22 protein-coding genes and 1 pseudogene are annotated in these 25,795 nt (G+C 42.1%); 6 read left to right on the plus strand and 17 right to left on the minus strand.

Annotated elements, in window-relative coordinates:
• Window positions 1–18 precede the first annotated feature (18 nt).
• From K429_RS0109320 to K429_RS0109380, 14 genes are all read right to left on the minus strand, one after another.
• Window positions 19–1,704: an O-antigen ligase gene (locus K429_RS0109320; protein ID WP_044096599.1), complete on the minus strand. Its 1,686-nt coding sequence runs from the start codon at window positions 1,702–1,704 to the stop codon at window positions 19–21.
• On the minus strand, window positions 1,686–2,576 hold the full coding sequence (gene lepB / locus K429_RS0109325; protein ID WP_026366723.1) for a signal peptidase I: 891 nt from the start codon (window positions 2,574–2,576) through the stop codon (window positions 1,686–1,688). Before lepB ends, K429_RS0109320 begins: the two co-directional genes overlap by 19 nt.
• Entirely contained in the window at window positions 2,576–3,136 is a 561-nt protein-coding gene (locus K429_RS0109330) for a hypothetical protein (protein ID WP_026366724.1), read from the minus strand. Before K429_RS0109330 ends, lepB begins: the two co-directional genes overlap by 1 nt.
• 40 nt (window positions 3,137–3,176) lie before the next feature.
• Window positions 3,177–3,518, minus strand: a complete 342-nt coding sequence (locus K429_RS31270) for a BF3164 family lipoprotein (protein WP_007211064.1) — start codon at window positions 3,516–3,518, stop codon at window positions 3,177–3,179.
• A 136-nt stretch (window positions 3,519–3,654) separates the two neighbouring features.
• Complete coding sequence (locus K429_RS29395) at window positions 3,655–4,260, minus strand: hypothetical protein (RefSeq protein ID WP_007211065.1); 606 nt, start codon at window positions 4,258–4,260, stop codon at window positions 3,655–3,657.
• 6 nt (window positions 4,261–4,266) lie between these two features.
• Window positions 4,267–5,148, minus strand: coding sequence for a DUF1573 domain-containing protein (locus tag K429_RS0109340; protein ID WP_026366725.1), 882 nt, complete (start codon window positions 5,146–5,148; stop codon window positions 4,267–4,269).
• 335 nt (window positions 5,149–5,483) lie between these two features.
• Window positions 5,484–6,491, minus strand: a complete 1,008-nt coding sequence (locus tag K429_RS0109345) for a BF3164 family lipoprotein (RefSeq protein ID WP_197031237.1) — start codon at window positions 6,489–6,491, stop codon at window positions 5,484–5,486.
• 33 nt (window positions 6,492–6,524) lie between these two features.
• Window positions 6,525–6,836: an NVEALA domain-containing protein gene (locus K429_RS0109350; RefSeq protein ID WP_007211069.1), complete on the minus strand. Its 312-nt coding sequence runs from the start codon at window positions 6,834–6,836 to the stop codon at window positions 6,525–6,527.
• A gap of 40 nt (window positions 6,837–6,876) precedes the next feature.
• A complete protein-coding gene (locus tag K429_RS0109355; protein WP_026366727.1) occupies window positions 6,877–7,953 on the minus strand; it encodes a BF3164 family lipoprotein in 1,077 nt (358 codons plus the stop codon).
• Complete coding sequence (locus K429_RS0109360) at window positions 7,937–8,176, minus strand: NVEALA domain-containing protein (protein ID WP_026366728.1); 240 nt, start codon at window positions 8,174–8,176, stop codon at window positions 7,937–7,939. Before K429_RS0109360 ends, K429_RS0109355 begins: the two co-directional genes overlap by 17 nt.
• 154 nt (window positions 8,177–8,330) lie before the next feature.
• Entirely contained in the window at window positions 8,331–9,437 is a 1,107-nt protein-coding gene (locus K429_RS0109365; protein ID WP_026366729.1) for a hypothetical protein, read from the minus strand.
• 37 nt (window positions 9,438–9,474) lie between these two features.
• On the minus strand, window positions 9,475–11,418 hold the full coding sequence (locus K429_RS0109370; protein WP_026366730.1) for a transglutaminase domain-containing protein: 1,944 nt from the start codon (window positions 11,416–11,418) through the stop codon (window positions 9,475–9,477).
• A 2-nt stretch (window positions 11,419–11,420) separates the two neighbouring features.
• Window positions 11,421–12,701: an alpha-L-arabinofuranosidase C-terminal domain-containing protein gene (locus K429_RS0109375; RefSeq protein WP_026366731.1), complete on the minus strand. Its 1,281-nt coding sequence runs from the start codon at window positions 12,699–12,701 to the stop codon at window positions 11,421–11,423.
• Window positions 12,702–12,836: 135 nt separating this feature from the next.
• Entirely contained in the window at window positions 12,837–14,849 is a 2,013-nt protein-coding gene (locus tag K429_RS0109380; RefSeq protein ID WP_026366732.1) for a hypothetical protein, read from the minus strand.
• A gap of 552 nt (window positions 14,850–15,401) precedes the next feature.
• Between K429_RS0109380 and K429_RS28575 the strand changes: the two are divergent.
• A pseudogene (locus K429_RS28575) lies at window positions 15,402–15,844 on the plus strand (DUF6266 family protein); the annotation flags it as partial.
• 126 nt (window positions 15,845–15,970) lie between these two features.
• On the opposite strand, the gene K429_RS29815 reads toward K429_RS28575, so the two are convergent.
• Both K429_RS29815 and K429_RS0109395 read right to left on the minus strand, forming a co-directional pair.
• Entirely contained in the window at window positions 15,971–16,171 is a 201-nt protein-coding gene (locus K429_RS29815; RefSeq protein WP_231501834.1) for a hypothetical protein, read from the minus strand.
• Window positions 16,172–16,476: 305 nt separating this feature from the next.
• Window positions 16,477–17,724 (minus strand): pitrilysin family protein, encoded by a 1,248-nt coding sequence (locus K429_RS0109395; protein ID WP_007211078.1) that lies wholly within the window; start codon window positions 17,722–17,724, stop codon window positions 16,477–16,479.
• A gap of 155 nt (window positions 17,725–17,879) precedes the next feature.
• On the opposite strand from K429_RS0109395, the gene K429_RS0109400 reads away from it, so the two are divergent.
• From K429_RS0109400 to K429_RS0109420, 5 genes are all read left to right on the plus strand, one after another.
• Entirely contained in the window at window positions 17,880–18,485 is a 606-nt protein-coding gene (locus K429_RS0109400; protein ID WP_022208190.1) for an SIS domain-containing protein, read from the plus strand.
• Window positions 18,473–19,402, plus strand: a complete 930-nt coding sequence (locus K429_RS0109405; protein WP_007211080.1) for a carbohydrate kinase — start codon at window positions 18,473–18,475, stop codon at window positions 19,400–19,402. The genes K429_RS0109400 and K429_RS0109405 overlap by 13 nt, the downstream gene beginning before the upstream one ends.
• Window positions 19,403–19,587: 185 nt before the next feature.
• The gene (locus tag K429_RS0109410) at window positions 19,588–20,655 is read left to right on the plus strand and encodes a tyrosine-protein phosphatase (RefSeq protein ID WP_022208189.1); all 1,068 of its coding nucleotides are present in this window, start codon (window positions 19,588–19,590) and stop codon (window positions 20,653–20,655) included.
• A 106-nt stretch (window positions 20,656–20,761) separates the two neighbouring features.
• A complete protein-coding gene (locus K429_RS0109415; RefSeq protein ID WP_007211082.1) occupies window positions 20,762–22,735 on the plus strand; it encodes a DEAD/DEAH box helicase in 1,974 nt (657 codons plus the stop codon).
• Between the two features lie 80 nt (window positions 22,736–22,815).
• Window positions 22,816–23,682 (plus strand): DMT family transporter, encoded by an 867-nt coding sequence (locus K429_RS0109420; RefSeq protein WP_007211083.1) that lies wholly within the window; start codon window positions 22,816–22,818, stop codon window positions 23,680–23,682.
• A 217-nt stretch (window positions 23,683–23,899) separates the two neighbouring features.
• Here K429_RS0109420 and K429_RS0109425 read toward each other — a convergent pair whose 3' ends face one another.
• Window positions 23,900–25,780: a RagB/SusD family nutrient uptake outer membrane protein gene (locus K429_RS0109425; protein ID WP_026366734.1), complete on the minus strand. Its 1,881-nt coding sequence runs from the start codon at window positions 25,778–25,780 to the stop codon at window positions 23,900–23,902.
• Window positions 25,781–25,795: the final 15 nt, after the last annotated feature.

Genomic DNA, 25,795 nt, shown 5'->3' on the forward strand with positions numbered 1-25,795 from the left:
TTTATAATATTTTCCTAATTACTTTTCCAGTTCCTTTGCTATTTCCTCTACCTCTCTGCGCATCTCCTCAATGGCCGTAGAATGAATTTTAGGCGCTTTCATCAGCACTATTCGTTTCATCTCCTCAAACTTCTCCCTATTCAGAAATTCCGGTTCGGCATATAGCTTCGCCAGCAAATAGTAAGGATAAATCCGCCCGGGCAAACGATGAACCGAAGCCAGAAGAAGTTCCTCTGCCCAATGGTAGCAACGCAGTGCCTGATAATTCTTGCCAATGACATTCAGTATCATTGGATCAGCGCAATATACCAGAGCCTTATCCAGATATTTATTAGACTCATTATAAAACCCCGCCTTATGAAGGCTATGCCCATATTCAAACAAGAATGTCCCTTTCTCTCTCAGTTGCGGATAGAGCTTATCATAAGCCGCATTTGCCGCTGCATAGGCTCCCGCATGATAAAGCATACGGGCATTCACCCAGTCCCGACAAGCATCCTTTTCCCGTTGCCACTTGCCATGAAAACCGCCTATCCATATAATAAGACAAGCAGATAAAACAACCGGTTTAGCTATTATATCCCCTATCCCACAAGCCAGCAACAAGCACACATAGGCTACAATGAAAGTAGGAAGATGCATAGGATAAGAAGAAAAAGAAAAAATAAGCAAAGCGATAATTGCACCACACACACCGTAGCGTCTGAACTGTATCCCCGCCCATAAACAGGCAAGAGTAATCACCATCAGCATTATACAGATGACAGGCCCCTGTGTCAGAATCAATTCCAGATATTCATTAAATGCATATTCCGGACTTCCGGCCACCCTTTCTTCCCACCCGGCATAATCTCCCTGGGAAAAATAAGCTTCCTGCGCCTCACCATAAGCAAAAGCGAATCCCTTATCACATCCCCAAGGGTACTTGATTATAGCCTGACAGGTTATTTTCCATAAAAACAAACGTCCCAGAGCAGAGTCCGGCTTCAAGAAGAAAGCCCCGGCACCTCCCACTATCAACACAAAAAATATCCCTATCCCATAAGAGATATATCGTTTTTTATACCTTCTCCATAGTATATTCCATTTATGCCTATCCCGATGCATGTATATCACCCATACACAACCTATCACGGCAGCCACCCAGGCCGAACGGCTCATTGTAGCCGGTAATACGCAAAGAATCAGTACTCCCACTACTCCCGCCGCCACTTTCTCCAACTTTAAAGAAGCGCTCATCCACTTCCATGCTCCGAATTGCATATAATGATGCAGGCAGACAGGTAGTACCATTGCCAGATATCCGGCATACGGACCGGGATTAAAAAAAGAACCGGTAAGTGCATAACGAAAATGACCGGAAGCAGAAAAGCCATACAACTGACATAATCCCCAAACGGCTTCAATTCCTCCAAGAAGTATCAGACTCCATGATACACAAGCGGAAAAAGACGAAAAGGATAACATCTCCTTCCTAGAAGAACCATAGAAAAGTTGAAGCAGACAGACTACAACGATACAACCGGTCGAAAACAATACAGCCTTTCCAAACCAAACCCACTGCCCGATAGTTTCTCCGGCAAGAAGTTCAGGTGTTGTTACACAGACCAGGCTCAGTGGAGAGCAAACAGCAAGAAAATGTAACAACACAACGGCTGTGTCTTTTATTTTATGTATCCATATCTTTATTCTATTCTCTTCCATATTCTATCCCATCTTATCCTATCCTTCTCCCTATCTACCGACTTCCATATCCTGACAGCCTTGCCCACGATTAGAGGTTCTGGCAACAGTCCCCAATAGCGGGAATCCTGAGAGTTCATCACTTTATCTCCCGCAACAAAGTAATAATTCTCTTTAAAGCGATAAGCATATATCACACTGTCATTCAGTAAAACGGTATCTCCACGCAAGAAGAGTTTCTTTCTTTGTTCCCACTCTATTGCATTCTTATAGAAAGCGGCATGTTCAGGATTCATTTCCACCTCATCCCCTTTAGCGGGAAGATACAAAGGACCGAAATTCATAATATCCCAGTTTACCAATTCATTATAAGGATAACCACTCATGACAATTCCCCAATCCCTTTCTCTCCCATTCTCTATGATACGCCTCAACCCATCCTGAGAATCTACGTTTCCTAACGGCATATTACAACCGCGCACTTTATAATGCGCCTGACTTATTTCAAATGTATCGCCCGGCAATGCCACACAACGCTTCACATAATAAGTCATTAAATTCAGGCCGATACTGTCCCACCGGGCCGGATAAGGAAAATTGAAAACCAATACATCGTTTCTCTTAATCTCGCCTAACCCCGGCAAGCGGAAAATCCTAACTTCTTTTCCTTCTGCGGCATCCCAAATATTGAAGATACGGGCACCCATCACCCACTTATTCACCAGAATGTTATCCCCCGGAAGCAAAGCAGGCTCCATGGAGTCCGAAGGAATCCTAAAAGTGGCAATACAGGTTACTTGAAGTAATACCCACAGAGCCACTAATCCACAGCCTATCAAAAACAAGTTTAACAACTTGTCGACAAACCAAGAGAGTTTTCTTTTCAAAGCCATCACATCTCCTTCAAGGATAAAGCTATTTTTTCCATTTCCGGCAACTCTTTAGCCCAAATCTGCTCCTCCGTTGTAGCAAATGAAATTAAATAAGTATTCTTTTTTCCCTGAACATACCATGTCTTTATCTTCAATATCTGACTCTCTCCTGTTTCCGGATGCTTATTAGCTTTATATGTCAGTACCACTGATCGCTTCACTTTCTCCGAACTCTGTACATCCCAAACAGTAGAGCTTATAGAAGTATCTTTTAAATAATTCAAGCTATCCTGCTTCTGTATAAGTTTGTAAGATCTACATTCTTTAAACTCCATTATAGAAATAGACGCTCCCATATCCTTTATTGAATTCTTGGGACGTATCCGCGTTATTTGAGTCGCTTCATATCCTCTTACGGTTCTCCTTGCCGGTTTCTTATATAGTTTTTCTCCAGTAGAAAGTTCCCATCCCTTGATCATATTCATGACATAAGTATCACCCCACAATGTTACATACGAAACTTTCTGTGCACTAACACAGGTGCAGAATATAACTACTAAAAGAAATAAGTAATTTCTCATAACCTAACTGATTAACCGTTAACATTTCAAACATTCATTACTACAAATGATCCAAATTGAAAGTATATATAGAACTTTCATCCTCTGCAAACACTCCATAAACTGTCCGGCTGGCCTCATCGATCGTAAAAGCACTTATATAGCAATTCAATTTATATTGTTTCAAAGGTTTACCCTCCCACGAAAAGACTTGTAAAGAAGGGTAATACTTTCCAGCATATATGTCCTGGGGAGTCATATCTAAATTTAAAGTATAAATATAGTTTTCAGTAGCATAAGCCCCAATAGCATATATATACCTATTCTCTACTTCCAATGGACCTCTTGTTCTCCCGGTAAAATATTCAACTCTATATCTGTAGCATATTCCCGGATATATCATATATCCGCAGCTTTCGAGAATTTGTATAAAATGCCGCAAAATACTTACCGGATGGATGAGCTACCTTGATTTTGGTATAAGCTTGATTTCGTGATAGCAAATTGCCAAAGCGTTCTATCCCTTCAGGATAAACTCCCTATTTTTTCAGTTCTCCATTCGGATAAATAAATGCATATTCATTCTCTTCTTCTAAACCGGAATCACAGATATATAAGGAATCGGTTAACTTAATCAAACCATTATAAAACGGCTGAGCACCAGAAAACTCTAAGTTGGAAATAGTTGGTTGATCATTTACAAAAGATATCTTCTTAAACCGATTCATATCTAACACAATCGTTTCATTATGATTATTAGCAACCAATTGACTTGCTGGCAATATTAAATCATCAGGTCCTTCTCCTTTAATGCCAAAAGCATACTTATATCCAAAACCAATTTTATCAAATACCTGAAAACAGGTATCTATCTTTTCATTGAAGACTACCAAGAAAGAATCTTTTAGAAAGATATTCTTAGGATATAGCATTATTGGAGGAATATCATGTTTTTCCCCTAATAAGGAACTTGTTGCATCAAATGTATCATATATTTCAGTTGTTGACCTTACAGTACAGGCAGACAGGCCTATCAGTAATATCATAAAAGTAAATATCTTCTTTATACCTTTTCCCATATTAAAATCAAAGAATTGCCACTTCACCAAAGACTTACCCTTTAGGTATGTATATTTATCTTTCAACCCCGTTCATTTAGCCTCTCCTGTAAGTTTCAACAAAATAGGCGAAGATTCTGCATTACAATACACTTGTATGGTTTTATCAAAATGTTCCGGTTGTTCCGCTTTATACGTTACCAGTAAAGAAACAGAGCCCTTTGGACGAATCGGCTCCCCAGAATAACCGATCGTAACACAGCCGCAAGAAGTAACCACATTATCTATCACCAAAAGCTTATCACCTGTATTCTCAAGAATGAACTCAACCTTTTGTTCTTGATTCCAATCAAAAGTACCTAAAAACAAATTAATGTTTTTTACATTGACCTTCGTTTTTATCTTCTCATTCTCATAAGTCATCTGCTTTCCCTGAATTATATCTATATATAAATCCCTAACTTTATGATTATGAATGGGATTTCCCATAGCAACAACTCTATTTTCCTCATTCAACAAGAAAGTCTGAAAGTCTATCTTATCAGGAAACTTATTCAATTTATTAAAAGTGTCATTCTCATCAATACATACCGGATGATCAAAATAGTTACTTACTAATAAATTTATCAGTTCATCCCTATTTGTAGGGCATAGAAAGAACAAGACTGGGATTTCCTCTCCATTGGCAGGACTCAACATGGATATGTATTTTTTCCACATATGAGGTTGTAACTTACAACTTGTACAACCGACAGAATCTACATAGCTAACTATTGAATAGCGGGAACGTCTCGTTGGATATTTTACGGTATCTTTCCCATATACTGTGAAATATATTTCTTTAGGAAACAGTATTTCCCTTCTACTCCATTCGGATATTAAACGAGTTATCTCATCCTCCTTTTTTATATACGTACAAGAAAAGAAAAGTATTGCCGTAATGATAAACGATATAGTTACTAATAATCTCTTCATGACAAATTGCTTTATAGTCTTAAACCATAAGAAACTAAAAAAAGTAAACTTCAAGAAACTGTCTTCAAAAAATTCACTGTTATAATTATAGATAATTCTATTCTCTTCGTCCACATCAAAGGGATTCGATATAGTATCCAAAGTATATTTGGTTATGGAATGACCGGAGTAATCAAAAAAATCTATAATACATTTCTTCTCTTGCCTTGACCTCGTGCATAGAAATAACACTTACCTACACCCGTTCATCATAATAAAACCACATTATTTTCTAAATCAATCTACCCCCTATTAATATATGAAATAAAGGTGAAAACAAATCATCAAAAAACACACTATTCACTGCCGTTTAAAGTATATTTTAAGAAACCATCCTCAAATATGTCACTATTATACCCATATATAGTACTATTATCTTCATCCACATCAAAAGCATATAACATTTCTGTCAATTCGTATTGAGCAATTGAGCGTCCCGAGTAGTCATATACTTCTATAAAGCAACCCTCCATGTTTTTGGGTTTTCGACACCTTATATAAAAATAATGCTTACCTGCCACCAACTCGCGCTGCCGGAACTCGGTTTCTTTAACATCACCAACTACAATATGAGGTACCGTATTCTCACCAACAAGTCTTTTCCGAAGTTTCATGTCATCCACTCCATAGATATCGATTTGTTTTTTATAGGTATAGGCATAGATTATCAGAGAATCGTTAGCGGCCAAATATCCCCTGTTTTTATCAAAAAACGTTTCTTTATGACTTTCCATCTCAAGTGAGATTCTACCAGTTATCTGCTGAGTGTTCAAATTGATTTTCTCTATATCAAGTTTACTAGGATATGCACTATATATTAGTAGCGAGTCATTGACTATATTCATAAAGTTAACCATATTAACAGAGATCGGTAATTCTATTTTTTTTTCAAAAGAAAGATGGTTGGTATCATCCAATGCAAAACTTTTAATAGTGAATGGAGTATATCCCCAAATATATATATTGTCAGAGACTGTTTTACAAAACGCGGGAAAAATTTGAAACTCATCTTCTGCTCCTCCTTTTGCACCTCCTTTATATATACACTGGAATTCAGGTAGAGAATATTGATACAACATAGTGTCATTACTTTTTGAGTCTGTTACAAAAAGACTACCTTTTTTTACCTTTATCCCATCAAGCGAAAATACTTCATTTACTTTTATTTTTTCTGCATGCAATAACTTCTTCACAGGAAATGGCTCTATCTTCTGTGCAGACACTTGCTTTTGCGCACCCACCTGCCCGGCACATGCAGTAATCAAAGCATAAGTCAGTAATAAACAAATATTTTTCTTCGTCATAAGATACATTTCTCACTAAATAAGCAACATTTTTCAGTATATTATTTGTGAACCTATACAATGGGCATCACCCACATGCATGGTAGATTTCACCGTAGCACAGCCATTACATTTTACGACAATTTCTGCAGGTTCATCGGGAAGCAAATCAGTGCCGGCATATAGATAACATTTTTTTAATCTTAATGGATCAGCCATATCTGATTCATATTCTGCCAAAGCCTCTACATTAGGCAGTACCAAATCCGTCAATCCATAATTTTTATTATGCATTACATACACGTCATAACAAACCACTGTCACAACCAAGACAGCTAAACCAATAAATACTAATTTTTTCATCATGATAACTTTTTATTAATTATTTTTATATCAATAGTTTGCACTATTTACCTAAAGTATACTTTTCTTTATTACAACAAAACTTCACCATTGGCTCATCCTTATTTATATCTACAACAACAAGAGTCCTAAACTGACCATCCACAAACATACCATAAATAGCATGATCCAACTCATATTTCCTCAACGGCTCCCCCTCCAGACTAAACACATATACATACCATCCTCCATCCGTCATATCCCCTCTCTGTGTCGCTTCTGTAATCTCCTTGAATGTACGTCCCTGAAACACCGCATAGATAGCACTATCCGTCACCTGCACATCGCAAAACCCCATAATTCCCGTAGGAATACCATAGCCTTCCGCAACTTTGAACTTCGGCTCGCCATGCGGACCAATACGAACCACATGTGTACTATCTTTCAAGTTATAGATTTCAAGAACTTCTCCCAATTGAGTAACAGCCGCCAAAACTCCATTCCGAGGATTATAATCAATGAAACTACGCCATGCCTGTGCCAAAGCAGGACGAGCCTGCCTCAAAACCTCTTCATTAACAGAAGGAATCTCTCCCATCTTGCGCAGTAGCTTACCCTTTCGGTTTATCCAACAAAAACGACTTTCTCCTGAATAATCAGGAACGATAAAAGTAGAATCATCATATACCACAAAGTCTAATGCCCGGAGAATTTCTTTATCCAGACTCACCACTTCCTCACGAAGGAGTGAGTCGCCGGATAAAGACAAACTATACCTGGTTAATTGCGATTTATTTGCATCTAACATCCACAATGAATTTCCATCCCAACGGAGATTCTCGGCAGAAAGCATATCTTCCGGTGAATCTCCGCGCCTGCCCAAAGAAGCTATATATGAGAAATCAGGATAATGAAAAAGCTGAATGAAGTGCTCCGAAGCATGCAAATCCAGTATAGCTACGGTATCACCCTGTACCCGAATCCGATAAGGGAAACGAAATATGGCAGTATCTAATGGTACAGTTTGTCCAGATAACTGTTCCGTAACTGGAAAGTCATTATAAGGAATTCCTTTCTCAGGCGCAGAGGCACATGCCGAGACAAGAAGCACTATTAGCAATATGTTAGTACAAGTCTTCAAGGCTATAACCGGTTGCTACAATTTTAACTTTCTCATGATTTATCGGACAATCAACTGTCCCAGAACCTACACAATGCATAGGAACATGGCTTTCTCCTCCCGCCAATGCTTCAATATTTTCCATTAGCAAAGCACTTTCAGTCTTTTCCTCATGAAAAGAGCCATAGCAGACAATCGTCATAACCAGAAGTGACATATCTGCAAGCAAAACTTTCTTTTTCATATTTTTCATTTAACCAATAATTCCATTTGATTCCTCTACAAAGGTAGCAGTCCAAAGAGCATAAAAACAAATATAACGTCTGACAAAACCTGTCAGACATTATATTTGATGAATTTGATAGGTTTTGTAAGATTATGTTAGATTTTCACTAATTCTACAAAACATCATCCAACGGTGTCTTTTCTTCGATGGAATGGGCTATTTTCAACTGATACTTCGAATTTCCGCTGATAACTGAAATTTGCGATGACATTTCAGCCAAAGAAGAGCGAAGCCGTCCTACAACAGTATGTACCCGTTCAGAACGTCCACTGCCATCCGGCCATAACAACAGGCAAATATCCGATATAGACATACAATACCCGTCAGCCTCTAAAAGCCCAAGCAATAAAGCGGAAACCTGTGGCAATAAACTCTTTATTTGATTTCCCTTCTTCAACAGTCTATCTGCCGGATCAAACAAAACATCATCTCCCAGTTGATAGATACAGGACACAGTTTCTTTCAAGACAACCACCAACTCTTCTTCCTCAGCAGCTACGCTTCCGAAATTATCATGTTCGCAAGCATCAACAGAACGTCTGTTATAAACAGTCCAAATCCAGAAGAAAAACACAACGGACAACAAAAGAAAGAAGATTTCCATCCAGTCCCATAAAGTCATACTACGCCAATAATTAAAAGGCGACGCAAAAGCCGTCACCTCGACTTCACAGCGATAGCCTATGTAATAAGAGAACAAGCTATCTGATAGAGGCAGATAGCGAGTATCTTTTGCATAAGTCATAGATATATTCTCCGATAAATCTGTGACTGAAACACGTATATTGCCAGTACCAGAGATACCGTTTTTAACCAAAAGTCTATCCCACAGCATATTCAAAGAATCTGCCGCTAAAGGTTGTTCTTCCAATATAACACTGTCGAAAAGTCTCTCTGTAGGATTCTCCGCTATATTATTATAATGCTTATAGGCAGGTACAATATATTCTTTAGGGCCTTCTCCTACATCCATTGTAACTATCTTCGGGCTATCATCTTTAAAATCTCTTCTGCTATAGGAATGTGATACTATATACACATCTTCTTTTCCACGTTTCTCCATACTATCTTCCAATACGCCGACAAGGGAAGTACGCATTTGCTCATTCCAGCTCCGCTCCTTCGTCAGATATCCATAAATAATATCTATTGATAAACACAAAGTTGCTGTCAATGATACTATCAGCAGAACTCTACCAAAAGCGTTTTTTCTATTCATAATCCAATTCTATTTTATGACTTATCATTATCTGCTACTACCAAAACACCTGTTCCCCATCCACATACTCAAAGATCCGTTCATCCACCCCACCCGAATGATTCTTCAGATAAAGTAACGCCCCTTTAGGAACATTATAAACCAATGAATCGGAATTAGCCACCGTAGTTCCCGCAGAAATCCAGCCTCCCTTTCCGGCATAGAAAAGCTCGTACTTATCACCTTTGCGAATAAAATTAACGCGATTTCGCGGAGTAAAGACTATCTTACCAACCGAAACAGGTTTTCCCAAATCAATTCCTGCCCAACCGCCATCCGGCTGGTTATAATCAAAAGAAGTGTATGGGTCACCATCAAAGGCACTCATATACCAATGCCCCTTATCGCCCCCGAAACTTCCCGGTGTACCTATCACCCTTCCTTGCAACGGAACCATATCATTCGGCTCCCTGTAAAACCCGACTTCCGAAACGTTGCAGTAGCTACCCGCAGGTCCGTAGTAGCGCAAATAGCGATACTCTTTCGGATTACTGACATAAACCACATTCTGAAGCCGTACGGGTTTCTCTTCAATCACAAACAAAGTATCTCTTGTCCGGAATCCCGCATCATTGCTGCCTTCGAATACCCCGCCCACCATACGGTCGATGAATGGTTCAATAAACAGGTTGAACTTATGAAGAATCGTAACCCGTTCCTCCCCCTCTCCGTTACCGAAATATCGGAAATAACTCAATTCCTTATGAGCCCAAAAAGGAACAGTCATGGGCACCAACTGTTTATCACGGTAAGAGGACAGGCAAAAAACAGCGTTTCCATCGACATTTTCAAAACTTACCTGTCCATTCCTATACTTACTGACGGCTACCGGAACCCACTCCATGTGTGAAGGAAGACATAAATAGATAAGCTCATCCCGCTCCGGCCGGATAAGAAAGCGTGACTCAGGGATGCAGATCGTCTGTTCGCAATCAGAATAAATATCTGTTACATCCAGCATCAACGGATAGCGGAAAGTAGGATGTATTTTCTCCGGCGGTTGGCTCATCATTTTCATCATGTCCCGGTTGATACTGAACATCCGGCGATAAACCTTTCCCCGGGGTGCGTCGTAAGTGTGCGATTGGATAAGAGGACCGGGATAGAGAAGCGAGCAGAAGAAAGCGTCGCAATGATCATCCGGTACAAAGTTCCAGTAATGGGGCACATTGTTATCACCACGCATCAGCATTTCATCACAACCACTCGGAATGCCCAGAGAGCGACAGATGTAAGTAAACGCATCCGCCAAATCTTCACAGTTACCGGACAGCCAGTCCGCAATTTCCGGCCCTGCGCTATGTTTGGCATAAGAATAAGAAACAAAACGGGGAGAACGTTTCTTCAAAGAATCCAGCAGTGCATCCGCCACAATCCAGGGGAAAACACTCTCGGGTTTAAGACGAATGCTGTCCAACAGAGAATTATATTTATCGTAAAGCCGTTCGCGCCATTCCACCGGACATTCATCCCCCACGCGATAAGGAAGCACATACTCACAAAAGTTCTCAAAAGAAACCTTCTTGCCCCAAGGCTGCTCACGCCAGACCTTGAATGCCCAGTCTATATTGTGAACCAAATAGACGGAATCCACCTCCCGAATATCATACTTCAACTCTGTCCTACCAAATTGTTCGTTCATTCTCCCACGGTTCAGGGAATCCGCAATCACTTCGGGCGACAAAGCCGTTTCATGAAGCATCTTGAAAAATTGTTTTTCATAATTCACCTCTTCGCCCGTATAGTAGTAATGATAGGGCATATTCTCGATCAGGAAACAGGCGGCCTTATACTTCAGCGAATCCACAGCATAGTGATTTAACACCTTTTCCAACTCCGCGCGATTATCACCTGCCTGTATCAGTGCCGTCTCTAAATTCGTCTTGCCGCCACAAGCCATTACTGCGATGGAAAGGGCTATTATTGAAAGAATCTTCTTCATTGTCATCTTCTTTTTTGTGTTTTTATTCTCATTACCGAATAAGAGAAAGGAAGGAATTCGTAATCAAACAACTCTCCAAACTCCCGGAATTCACTCTCACGCGGATAAATACGTTTAGGCTCCTCTGCCGTATTCTCGTCCATGCCGGTAGCGGCCGCCAATGTAAGCACATGTCCTTTCGTCTCGACCCGTGTACCTCCCGCAAGATGGAACCTTACTTTATAAGGAACATTTGCCGCATTAACCACCTTTAGCACTGTCTCTCCCGCCTCTTCATCGTATCCGGCAGCATAAAACTGTCGGGGCATGACCGGCTTATAACCGACCACCAATCTCCCATTCACATAAAACTCCGCACCCTTGGACGTACTCACCAATTTCACATCGTACCAACGACTATTCTTCAGATGCCAAGGCAATATCTTGGTCACTACCTCACCCTCCATATCTTCGATATTAATGAAGCGGTTACCCCATCTTCCCACATTGACACAATATCCCTTTTTCCCGTTCGCCGATACACCATAATAGAGAAAAAAGCCCTCATTGCCTTTTGTGCGCCGTGCCTTGAACGTAAGTACATATTCATTCCCGATGAAATCGGGCAAAACGGCTCTGGTACGCAGTTGTCTGGAAGTTTGCATCAATATGCCATCCCGCACTTTCCACTCCCCGCTATCGGCTCGGCAACGGGACACATCATAATGAATGTTTTTTCCATCCGCCTCTATCCGAATATCCTTAAACTCTACCTCCGTATCCCATGAGCCAAATCCTATCATGCCTTTTTCCATTCTGACAGGCGATGGAGCACTTTGCGTTTTACTGATTTCTACGATGTAGGTCGGGGTATTCTCCATAGACATGGCTCGTGCATAGTCGGCGCTGAGTCTACTCTCATTATCATCCTTTACAATTAATGAGTCGAAGTCTATGCGAACCAGATCCCCGTTCCGCTCCATCCCCATGTGCCAAGCTACTTCGGCCAGCGTAGCCAGCATATTACCGCTATCTACTTTACATGCGTAGCCATGCGCATGGAGCAGAAATTTCCCGCGTGGTTCTTTGTCAAATATCGCAGAATTAGCAAAGAAGAACTCCGGACTTTTACGATAACAGGTGTCAATCACATTCTCAACAGGAATCGTTTCTATAGACATATTCTGATAAATATTTATATAAACTTCATCATCAACAGGAGGCGGACAACAAGAACTGAGCAGGATAGCTGATAAAATAAAAGTATTCCATACATGACTGTGCATTTTTCCTAATAGTATCATAATATAGGTTTTAAAGGTTTTGCCATTTCCACCAACAAAGTAAGCTATTTTTATCCACCTCTTAGGTATACAATCAAACCAATAAGGGGATAAAAACGTGTCTTACCTGCACAAATCATGCTCCTTCTCCTCTCTTTAATACCAATAAACCTCCCCATTCTCATATACAAAAGGGCGTACATGTTTCCGCTCCTTTTGAGAAGAAGGTCTGATCAACCACAATGCATTTTTAGGAACATCTGTAAAACGCAGAGGCTTCCCTCCTTTACCACTCGTAATAACCTGCCAGCCATTCTGCCATATGCAAAGTTCATAAATTTCATCTTCCTTATACTCCACATCCAGATAAGGGCAAAAACTCACCTCAGACAACAGGCAGCATTCCCCTAAATCCAAATCTACATAATCTGTATCAAGCGGCCTTCTATAACCTGTAGAAGACCATGCATCAAATATATTATCAGCTGGTTCCCCTTTGAAAGACAAAGGCAATGATGTCATCCAACGAACACTCTTCACAAGCTCCTTGCCTGAAAAAGTTTCTTTATAGAATTTCAAATCGCCAAGTGCCACCCCTTTTGCGGGCAACATCATCCGTACATAACGTACCGAATCTTTGGATTGCACTTGCAATCGTTGGCTATTCAATTCTATTTGTTCCGGAAATACACACAAAGTATCTCCCCATCTACCATAAACCTTCCCTCCCTTAAGTACTGTTCCGGTTATGATCCCGTTATTATACCTGTTCAATGGATAAGCCAGTACTCCTGTATACTGTGTAGTCACCATTTCTTCCCGTGTATCCTCCGGATAAAGTATTCGCACCTTTCCATCTTTCTGTACTAATACAGGATCAGCCGCCACTACCATCTCTCCGTCCATACAGTACATGGGCAAATAAACAATGTCTTTCCCCATTCCCGAAAACAACGCCACATCCCCGGTTATTTTTCCCCAATGAACAGGTTTCCAGTTATTATAATTCCACACGCACAGATACGCATACTTCGTGCCGGAAGGCATCTTACGCAGCTTTATCCTCACATTCACCGTATCAAAATACTCATGCGAAACATCTTTCTTCCTTAAACTTCTGAAGGCTTCAGGTATATCCTTAGCAGGCACTCCATCTGCCAGCGGCCCTTCCATATAATATCGGTATGTCTTCCTGAAAACCTTAGGCAGACGGAAGCGTCCCCAGTATTTATGATAATCCATATTGCTGTAAAGGCGCTTATACTGCCACAAGTCCTGTTCCCAAAAGGGATTAAAAGGATGAATATCTCCCTCTTCAATCAATACACTCCACGAATGAGAACTTCCCCTATTGGCCCATGCAGGAACGATGTCAGTGGCAGCCGCTATACCTAAAGAAGAAAACAACAATGCGTTATGCCAACATTTGTGCGTACAAAGCCCGTGACGTAACTTCTCTAAGGTAGCAACATCCCATATAGGAATACCGGTAGCATGAAATCCCGAATGCCCTATGTAACTATACAATCGTAACAGAGAATCCGCTTCTTCTATCATATTTTTTCCGGGATTGGCAAAAAACTGTCCGTGATGCCTACTGTAGAATACCTGGCGTGCACTATCCACCAACAAACCGTTTCCCTGGCGATAAGGCAGAATGTAATCACAAAAAGTTTCAAAAGAATAGTTTCGGGTATAGACATTCTCTTTCCATACCCGAAACGCCTGCTCAATTTCCGTTATTAACCGGGAAGCTTTAATGGTCTTAATATCAATACACATATCCTTTTTCAGCTTTTCATTATTATAGCTGGAATATGCATTCCACAAGCTGTCTATCTGCCTTCCCCAGTCTTTACCACTGGGATACTGGTCGTATATAGACAGAGAATCATAATCGTAGGTATGCGACAATGAATCATACATTTGGTAGAAAGGCTGGCAAGCTGCCACAATTTTTTCGTCCACGGCAAAAGCTCCCGGCATATTCTCTATAAGAAAACAAGCCGCTTTATACTTCAAACTATCTCCCCTGAAGTAATCCAAAACCAATTCTAACTCTTTCCGGTTATCCCCGGAAGCTGCTAATGCGCGTTCTAACGAACTTTCTTGCCGACATGCGACGAGAAAAATCAATACCAGATATAAGGTAAACCTCAAGTTGCTCATTACTTTTTTAATATCTATGTTTTATTAAAGAGTTCTATTGAGACCTTTCACGAAAGGCATAGTGTTTTATTTCATAAACATAAACCATAATAACCACAAATATAATAAATAATATTATTATATATTCAATAAATTATAAATATATGATTAAAATTCAGATTACACATTTAATAAATTCATATTACAAGCAATAGATTTTAAATACAACATCAATATTTTACGAATTCACATTTGAAAATTAACTAACCGAAATTATCTTATAACAAGAGTGTTTCATTGCAATACAAACCCTATCTAAACCATATCCGGGATGCACTTGCTCCGTACCATCTCCACTCACAGGTACCTCTGACCGGAGAAAGTACGGCCTTGGTACGGAGCAAGTGCATTCCGGGTGTAACGGAGACAGGTCATAATACAATAAAGAAGATCAAAGAGTTATCTACGCAAAATGACGCAAATGAACGCAAAAATCACAGGGAGCGGGTTGAAGAGATTTATTTTCCATATATTTGCGCAGTGACAGAAACAAGTAATTAAAAACACGATATCATGGGAATTATCAACCAGGGCATTCTCGGAGGTTTCTCCGGTAAAGTGGGACCGATAGTAGGGTTCCGCTGGAAATCAAACTACTATATACGCACACGGGCCGCCAAAGTCAGCAATCCGCGTTCAACTCCGTTATGTCCTACACTCTGAAAAGAGCCGTGACTGGCAGTGGAAAAGAAATCAAAATAGATTTTGACCGGGCATTGGTTTCTATGGGAACCCTGATGCCGGTATTCGAAGGTACAGCCACACAAAACGGAAATAAGGTGCACTTTAAATGGCAGGACAACATTGGCATGGGAAATGCAGAAGATACGGACATAGCCATGTTATTAGTATATAACAAAGACGAAGAAACAGCTGTTTACGATACGGAAGCCACCCTACGTTCCGCCCGACATGCAGAACTTCAACTTCCTTCCGACTGGCAGGACGATGAATTGATAGCCTACCTCAGTTTTCGCAGCGCCGACGGGAGTTGCGTGGCCAATAGCATTCGCCTGACGGTAACAGTAGACCAAACAGACTTACCTGCACCGGACCAGGAGGTTTCCGCCTTATGTACTTCATCAGATCGGATTCAGCTTTATCCAAAACCTAAACAGCCGGTCATTAATAACGTACCCGTCAAGGGTACATACTATACCCTTACCGGAAAGCCCTTTCAGAGCAGACTGTACGGAACTGGGTGATTTCAGATCATATCTTCGCACAAACTCACCGGAAGTCACATTGACAGCAACATTTTCGGCAGCTATCGCACGGAGCATCTCACGCTGGCGCTCCGTTAAATCCGCAAAAATGGACTGATAGATAGGTACCTATGATAAAGGGATTCACTTGTATACTCTTCATGATTATCCTGCTTTAGATTATTGCAAATTATAATAATTATATTCATAATAATCATTCTAACTTGCTACGAAACTTTTGGAAATGCGGAAAGTTATTGCTACATATAAACATCTGCTTATGAACAAAATAACTAATCCATTTTTGATTTATGGCTACACCGGGCCAGATTATTTTTGTGCTCGGAAAGAGGATACACAAAATCCCATTAAGTAAACGACAATCAGCGATAAATTAACGTCGACAGATAATCTTCTGCAAACATCTCATTCGCCACTTCCAGCAAAATCTCCGGAGTAATTTGTTCAATACGTTGATAAACCGCTTCGGAACTTTCATACTTATTATAGTGCAGGAAAGTCTTCGCCATGCCGAGAGCATTGTTCTCATTATTATCCGAAGCCACACCTATTTGTCCGATAAGTTGCTTCTTCGCAGCTGCGAGTTGTAGCGAAGTCATCTTTGTATCACGCAGATTTTTAAGCTCTTTCATCACCAGACGCATACAAGTATCCACATCATCGGGATCGCAACCAAAATAAGTGCAGAAAACCCCGGTATCCGTATAAGAAGTCAGGTTAGACTCTACATTATAGACAAGGCCGCGACGCTCACGCAGAGAAACATTCAAGCGACTGTTCATACCGGGCCCGCCAAGAATATTATTCAATAGATAGAGCGCGGTACGCTTATCATCGTACGCATTATAGCCACGGCTGCCTATCATCACATGAGCCTGATGCGTATCCTTATGCACCACCAGTTTTTCGGGCGTATAAAGAGACGGCGGAGTACGACGGTTATCCACCGTCACCGCTGGAACATCGGCAAGCAGTTTCTCTGCCAAACGAATGATTTGCTTGAAATACAGGTTTCCCCACACAAAGAACACCATATTCCCCGGATGATAGAAACGGGAAGTAAACGCAGCGGCATCTTCGCTGTGAAAGGTCTTCAGCAGCTCAGGATTCCCCAGGATATTGCGTCCCAACGGATGTCCTCGGAAGATTAAATCCTCAAAATCATCGAAAATAAGTTCGGAAGGGGTGTCTTCATAAGATTGGATCTCATCAATAATCACTTCCGTTTCCTTTTCAATCTCACGTTGCGGAAAAGTAGAGTGAAAGACAATATCCGCCAGTAACTCGAACGCACGGCCGAAATGTTCGGTAAGAAAAGCAGAGTAGATCACTGTTTCCTCCTTGTTGGTATAAGCATTCAGGTCACCGCCCACATTCTCCATACGGTTGAGTATATGCCAGGCTTTCCGCTTCTGAGTACCCTTAAAAATAAGATGTTCCACAAAATGCGCCATGCCCTGTTCATTCTCCAGTTCATCACGGGTTCCGGCATCAACTGCAAAACCACAGTAAGCCACATCGGAAAATGACGGCTGGTGAATAATACGCAAACCATTGGCAAGAGTATATTGATGGTGTCCCAACAAGGGTAATAGTGCTAACTTCTTCATTCTGACGTTTGAAACTAATTGAGGGCGCAAAGATAGCGCAATTTGACGAGGTCCCCTTATCTTCGCAAAGCAAAAATACAATAAAACTTATTGCCATTTATGGAAAATTGCAGATATTTGTAGGCTATAACCTAACTACTAACAAAAATAGTATAATGATTGAATCCATTCAAGAGCTTTTGCAGAAAGAGGCACAAGCCGTACTGAACATCCCCGTGACAGACGCTTACGAGCGTGCGGTAGAACTTATCGTGGAACAGATTCACCGGCGGAAAGGGAAACTGGTGACCTCAGGTATGGGAAAAGCCGGACAGATTGCCATGAACATTGCTACGACATTCTGTTCCACAGGTATTCCTTCCGTATTTCTGCACCCCAGCGAAGCACAACACGGAGACTTGGGCATCTTGCAGGAGAACGACCTGCTGTTGCTGATTTCCAATTCCGGTAAGACGCGTGAAATCGTTGAACTTACACAATTGGCTCATAATCTGAACCCAGACCTCAAGTTTATTGTTATTACCGGAAATCCGGATAGTCCGTTGGCACACGAGTCCGATGTATGCCTCAGCACAGGAAAACCAAAGGAAGTTTGTGCTTTAGGTATGACTCCCACCACTTCGACCACTGTGATGACCGTTATCGGCGACATCCTTGTGGTACAAGTCATGAAACAGACAGGATTTACTATTGGAGACTACTCCAAACGCCATCACGGTGGCTATTTGGGTGAAAAATCAAGAAAATTATGCGAAAAGTAATTGGTATAGGAGAAACGATTCTTGACATCATTTTCCGCAACGGCCAGCCGACAGCTGCCGTACCGGGCGGTTCAGTATTCAATGGCGTCGTGTCATTGGCACGGGCAGGTGTTCCCGTCAGCTTTATCAGTGAGACAGGAAACGACCGGGTAGGTAATACAATCCTGCAATCCATGCGGGATAGCGGCATGTCTACTGACTATGTCAACGTATTTCCCGATGGAAAATCCCCGGTATCACTGGCCTATCTCAACGAGAATGGTGATGCGGAATACATCTTCTACAAAGATTATCCCAAGCAACGGCTGGACGTGGTTTTCCCAAAACTGGAAGAAGACGACATCGTGGTTTTCGGCTCCTATTTTGCCCTGAATCCGGTGCTGCGCGAAAAGGTTCTGGATTTGCTGGAACAGGCACGCGAGAAGAAAGCAATCGTGTACTATGACCCCAACTTCCGGTCGTCGCACAAAAGCGAGGCTATCAAGCTGACGTCCACCATCATCGAAAATTTGGAATATGCCGACATTGTGCGCGGATCTATAGAAGACTTTTTCTATATGTACAATCAAAGAGAAGTGGACAAGGTATATAAAGACAAAATTCGTTTTTATTGCCCTAACTTCCTTTGTACTGCCGGAGCCAAAGAAATCTCACTACGCACGAATAGCATCACCAAAGAGTATCCTATTCCCCCATTGGAAGCAGTCAGCACTATTGGCGCAGGCGATAACTTTAATGCCGGTATTATTTATGGCTTATTGAAGTACGACGTGCGTTACTGTGATTTAGGACAGATAAGCGAGGACACCTGGGACAAGATTATCCGTTGCGGCATCGAGTTTGCAGCAGATGTATGCCGGAGTTTCAACAACTCTATATCACCGGAATTTGCCAAGCAGTTGCCTCCCGTTAACTAAATCCCCGTTAAAGGAGAAAAAACTCTGTGAAACTCTGTGCCCTGGAATAACAAAAGTCATCAGAATACATATCTTTGCAACAAAGCGAAGATAAGCTGCACCTCGGCATAAGAAATGAACAAGTTCATTTTATTCTGCTCTCGGTTTGCATTATCTTTGCATATATATGCTCAGACAAAAAAACTATGTATAGAAATCTGTTGAACTTGCTAACATGTGTATTGCTGCTACCGGCTTGTAGCGGCACAGCTCCTCATATTTCCATTGTTTGCGAAGAAAATAACGTTGGGAACAGTATCGTCAAATGGGAAATAGCCCCTCTCATCAAAGGGAACGTAAAGGTATATGCTTCGACTGATCCGAATAATATCCCCGAGGATTCTCCGGTAGCCATAGCAAACATTTCCGATCAGCGAATGACGATTGTCACCACAGACCCTACCAAGCGTTATTACTACACCCTCGTATTCAATGATAAATATCGCGTAAAGATTGCTACCCGCAATGTCAATATCCCCGGCATACAAAACTTCCGTGATATGGGTGGGTATCCGTCATACCCTACCAAAAAGAGGGTGCGTTGGGGCATGCTCTATCGTTCTGCACAGATAGACAGTCTGGAATGCTACTCACGCAGGGAACTGAAGAATATAGGCATCAAGACCATCATCGATCTGCGCTCAGAATCGGAATTAAAAGGTCACACCCCACTGCAACAAGGATTTAATGTAATACATGTCCCTATAAAAACGGGAGATATGGAAGATATCCTGAAAGGCATTCAGGAACAGAAAATAAAAAGCGACACCGTCTACCGGATGGTGGAGCGGATGAACCGCGAATTGGTAATGCACTATCATAAAGAGTATCGCCAGATATTTGATATCTTGCTGAACAGTACCAATTACCCTGTCGTTATCCATTGCTCCTCCGGCAAAGGACGTACCGGCATTGCTTCGGCACTGATCCTCGCCTCCCTCGGCGTGAACAGCGACATCATTATGGAAGACTACCGCCTAAGCAACGATTACTTCAACATTCCCAGCGCTTCCAGTTATGCCTACAACCTGCCCACACGCTCGCAAGAGGCCATTACGACCATCTATTCGGCAAGGGAAGATTTCCTGAACGCCGCCAAGGAGGAAATAGAGCGTCGGTACGGTGATGTAGACACGTATCTGCAAAGAGCTATCGGACTCACCAAAGAAGAAATAAAGAAGCTGCAAAGCATTCTGCTAGTGAAAAACGATTAGTAATAAAAAAATAGCACTGTTATTCAATTTTATCGCTGATAACTAATCACTAATCACTAAATTTGTTCTATCTTTGTGCCCGAATATAAAGATATACAAAGATTTAATGAAGAATTTTGAAGAGCTCGGTCTGTCGCCGGAGATACGCCGCGCCATTGAAGAAATGGGATATGAGTGTCCCATGCCGGTACAAGAGGAAGTGATTCCTTACCTTTTAGGAGAAAATAATGATGTTGTAGCACTTGCACAAACAGGAACGGGGAAAACCGCCGCATTCGGCTTACCACTTATCCAGAAAATTAATGTAAAGAACCGGATTCCACAATCCCTTATACTTTGCCCTACACGCGAACTTTGCTTGCAGATTGCAGGTGATCTGAATGATTATTCCAAATACATCACCGGATTGAGGGTATTGCCTGTATATGGTGGTTCATCCATAGACAGCCAGATACGCGCCCTGAAACAGGGTGTACATATCATTGTCGCCACCCCGGGACGCTTGCTCGACCTGATGGAGCGCAAAACGGTATCCCTCACCACCATCCAAAACGTAGTGATGGACGAGGCTGACGAAATGCTGAACATGGGATTCACGGACAGCATCAACGCCATTCTTGCCGATGTACCGCAAGAGCGTAACACCCTGTTATTCTCCGCCACTATGAGCCCGGAAATTGCACGCATTTCAAAGAAATATCTGCGTGACGCCAAAGAAATCACCATCGGACGGAAAAATGAAAGCACAAGCAATGTGAAGCATGTGGTTTTCACCGTTCATGCCAAAGATAAATACGCTGCCCTGAAACGCATCGTAGACTATTACCCGCAAATATATGGTATCATTTTCTGCCGTACACGAAAAGAAACGCAGGAGATTGCCGACAAGCTGATGCAGGACGGTTATAACGCTGACTCACTGCACGGAGAATTAAGCCAGGCACAACGTGATACCGTCATGCAGAAATTCCGTATCCGCAACCTGCAAATCCTGGTTGCCACGGACGTTGCCGCCCGCGGACTGGATGTGGACGATCTGACTCACGTCATCAATTATGGCTTGCCGGATGATACCGAAAGCTACACTCACCGTAGCGGACGTACAGGACGTGCCGGAAAGACAGGTACTTCCATCGCCATCATCAACCTGCGCGAGAAAGGTAAAATGCGTGAAATCGAACGGATTATCAGCAAGAAGTTTATTGTTGGTGAAATGCCTACCGGTAAACAGATTTGCGAGAAACAGCTGCTGAAAGTAATCGATGACCTGGAAAAGGTGAAGGTGAATGAGGAAGATATGGCTGATTTCATGCCTGAAATATACCGTAAACTGGACTGGTTGAGCAAAGAAGACCTGATCAAGCGTATGGTTTCTCATGAATTTAACCGCTTCTCAGAATATTACCGCAATCGCGAAGAAATAGAAATGCCTACCGACAGCCGTGGCGAACGCAACAGCAGAGGCGGCAGCGAACGCACCGGTGATCGCAACAGCCGCAAAGCAGATCCGGGATTCACCCGACTGTTCATCAATCTGGGTAAGATGGATAATTTCTTCCCAAATGAGCTGATAGGCCTACTGAACGGTAATACCCGCGGACGCGTGGAGCTGGGGCGCATTGACCTGATGAAGAACTTCTCATTCTTCGAAGTAGATGAGAAAGAGGCAGGTAATGTAGTGAAAGCCCTGAACCGTGCGAACTGGAACGGCCGAAAGGTATCTGTAGAAATTGCCGGCGAAGAAGGCAAGGAAGCTCCCAAAGGCAGACGTAAGAGTGAGGGCAACAACTACGGCAAGAAGGAATTTGAAGGCAAGAAACGCAGCTTCAAAGACGAAAAGCGTAGTGATGCATCTGGAAAACGTAGCGATGCCCCCAGAAAAAGTAGAAGTAAATCTGAAAGTGCTCCGGCTGACAAAAAGAAAAGCAAACCAAGCCGCGAAGAGCGTGGCTATACCGACGCCCGCGGCAAGAAAGACGATTGGAGACAGTTCTTTCAAGGCGACAACAAGGAGTTCCGTGATAAAGAGCCCGATTTCAGCGAAGAAGGCTGGGCAAGACGGGCACCTAAGAAGAAATGATTAATAGTGATTAGTGGTTAGTGATGAGTGATTAGTGCAACTGCTAATTACTCATCACTAACCACTAATCACTTATTAACGTGAACAAAGTAAACGGATTCTTATATGGCCTTCTCTCTTCGGCGAGCTTCGGACTTATTCCGCTGTTCACCATTCCTGCCATGCATCAGGGCATGCAGTTCTGGTCCATACTGCTCTACCGTTTCCTCTTTGCCATGCTGGCACTGGCCTGTATACTGTTGCTCGACAAGCAGTCTTTCCGCATCCGCCGGAAAGAGATACTTCCACTTCTCCTGCTGGCATTCCTGTATGACTGTTCCGCTGTTTTTCTGTTCTGGGGATATAAGTTCATGTCAAGCGGAGTAGCTACTACCATTCATTTCATGTATCCGGTGCTGACTACGCTTATTATGATGATTTTCTTCCGCGAAAAGAAATCCCCTTGGCGTATAGCAGCAATCGCTTTAGCGGTAAGCGGAGTTTTCTTCCTTTCGCATGGAGATACGACAGGGACTGTTACTTTACTGGGTATTTTTATCGTTCTGCTCTCTGCTTTGGGCTACGCGCTCTATCTGGTCACCGTCAGTCAACTGAAATCCCTTGAAATGAAGGGGCTGAAAATGACATTCTATGTTTTCCTTTTTGGCGGAATCCTTCTTTTCACCGGAATGACAGTGACAGGAGTCGGAGTACAGGCCATCCCGGACCGGATAACCCTGGGAAACCTGGTGATGCTGGCATTGGTACCGACCGTAATATCTAATCTGGCACTGGTACGCGCCATTAAAAACATAGGCTCCACACTCACCTCTGTATTGGGAGCCATGGAGCCTGTGACTGCCGTCTGTGTAGGTATTCTCATCTTTGGAGAACCTTTCACTCAAAGCATCGCCTTAGGCATCGGATTGATTATTTCGGCGGTTACGGTGATCATACTGAAAAAATAGAATGTCCTGCTTTCAGCCTGCTCTTTTTAGTATCTATATATGGGTGGCGTTGGATATATAGATACTGCATGTCCGATATATAGATGCTGTACATCCGATATATAGATGCAACACTTCCGATATATAGCTATAACACAAGATTTCATCTACCTTCACAGGCAGATGAAATCCTTGAACATCCAATTCAACGTTCTTATCTATTTTTGAATTTAATATATTAATACCCCGGATTCTGGTAATAGCCACCACCCTCTTCCAGATTCTCCAGGAATGACTGCGGGAATGGTCTTACCTCATGTTTGCCATCTACAAAGTATTGACCGACATCAGGATTTGTAGACTTCAGATAGGTGCTGGTCAACTTCCCTGTACGCTTCAAATCATAGAACCGTACATACTCCCCACACAATTCTCTGGCACGTTCATCCAATACTGTTTCTACTGTTGCCGCACCGGACAGAGCCTTGGCACCGGCACGCTCACGAACCTGATTTATGTATTGCATCGCATTTGCTCCGCCATTTACGTAAATATCGGCCTCAGCAGCTATTAAGAAAACCTCAGGAGTACGCATCATAAAGGTAGCATTCAGATTTCCGAGACGTTTCTTGCTCAAGTTATTAACGTAATAATTGCTGCTGTTATGCTTCATCAACGACGGATAGAAACTGAGCCAAGGGCTGACTACATCCGTATTATCATAATCTCTGTGATAATCCATAATCACCGTGTTGTCCTCAGCATACAAATCCTTGTAGTCAACATACAGGATTTTTGAGTCCTTCTTTACCGCTACCTTTTCTGCATATCCTTCATCTCCCGGACGGATAAATTCGAGCGCCGCTTCACCAAACAGAATTTTGGTATACTGACGTACCAACTCACCGGTTATCGGATCAGGTACCATTGCTGATATTTCAGGAGAATCCAGATTCTTATCAAACTGCTTCACTTGTGATTCGCTCCATGCCTGACCTTTGTCTTTATTCCCTGTCCAGGAAGTTTGAAAATACTCATGATATCTGGGGTCCAAAGTGCCATCTTCCTGTACATACAAGTCCAACAGATATTTTGAAGGCATAAAGCTTCCGCCTGCACGTCTGCCCCATATCTGATAATCGGACAAACCATCATATTCATTACCGGAATGTAAATCCGTCTTAAACTGAATGGCTGAGAAAGCTGTAAGCGGACAATAGAACTGCTCATCATTCTGGTTCATGATCCAAGCCTGGTTGCTTACACCTCCCACCACATAGCGGTGTTTCCATAAGGCTTCTTTATTCTCAAAATTGTTGCTTTCAGCGAAAACTTCCTCTATATTATCATACATAGATACTCCCAGAGTCGCTCCTCCCGCTTTGCAGTCTTCCATCATTTCTTTGGCTACCTCTAAAGCCCGTTGTGCATACTTTTTAGAAGAATCATATTCTATGGATTGCAGACAGGCTCTGGCCAGCATACCCATTGCCGATTTTTTAGAAGGACGGGTAGTCCTTTCTTCCACCGGTAACCATTGTGCCGCAAACTCTAAGTCCGGAATAATACACTTCTCATAGATATCCAGCGGAGTATCTTTACCGGGATGTAAATCTACATTTTCTACTGGAGCCATTTGCAATTTCACCCCCCCCAGTTGTTCCACCAGATTATAGTAATATACCGCTCTCATAAAATGAGCTTCCGCAACCTTTTTGTTTCTTTCCTCATCGGTAGTGAAAGGAACTTTATCAGCCTTCACAATTGCCTGATTGCAATAACAGATACCATCATAACAACAGTTCAACGTGTTAGCCATCATGTTATTAGCAAAGTCAGAACCCATACCATATTTCAGGTAGAGGTTATCACCATTTTTCTGTGAAGTCCAGATGTCTGTTCCCCCTTCAGTCATGAGCATGAACTGTCCATATCCATACAGTGCTCTTTCCATACCGAAATAAACATTATTAAGTATGGTTTGATAGCCCTCTACCGAAACGGACAACGCATCCATAGTGTATCCCGAAGGATTATATTCATCAAGTGTACAAGAAGCATTGCTTATCGTCACTGCCATTACTGTTACAGTCAGCCAGTTTTTTATTTTCGTAGTCATACCTATTCTTATTGA

Source organism: Bacteroides sp. 14(A), assembly GCF_000526555.1.
GTDB lineage: Bacteria > Bacteroidota > Bacteroidia > Bacteroidales > Bacteroidaceae > Bacteroides > Bacteroides cellulosilyticus.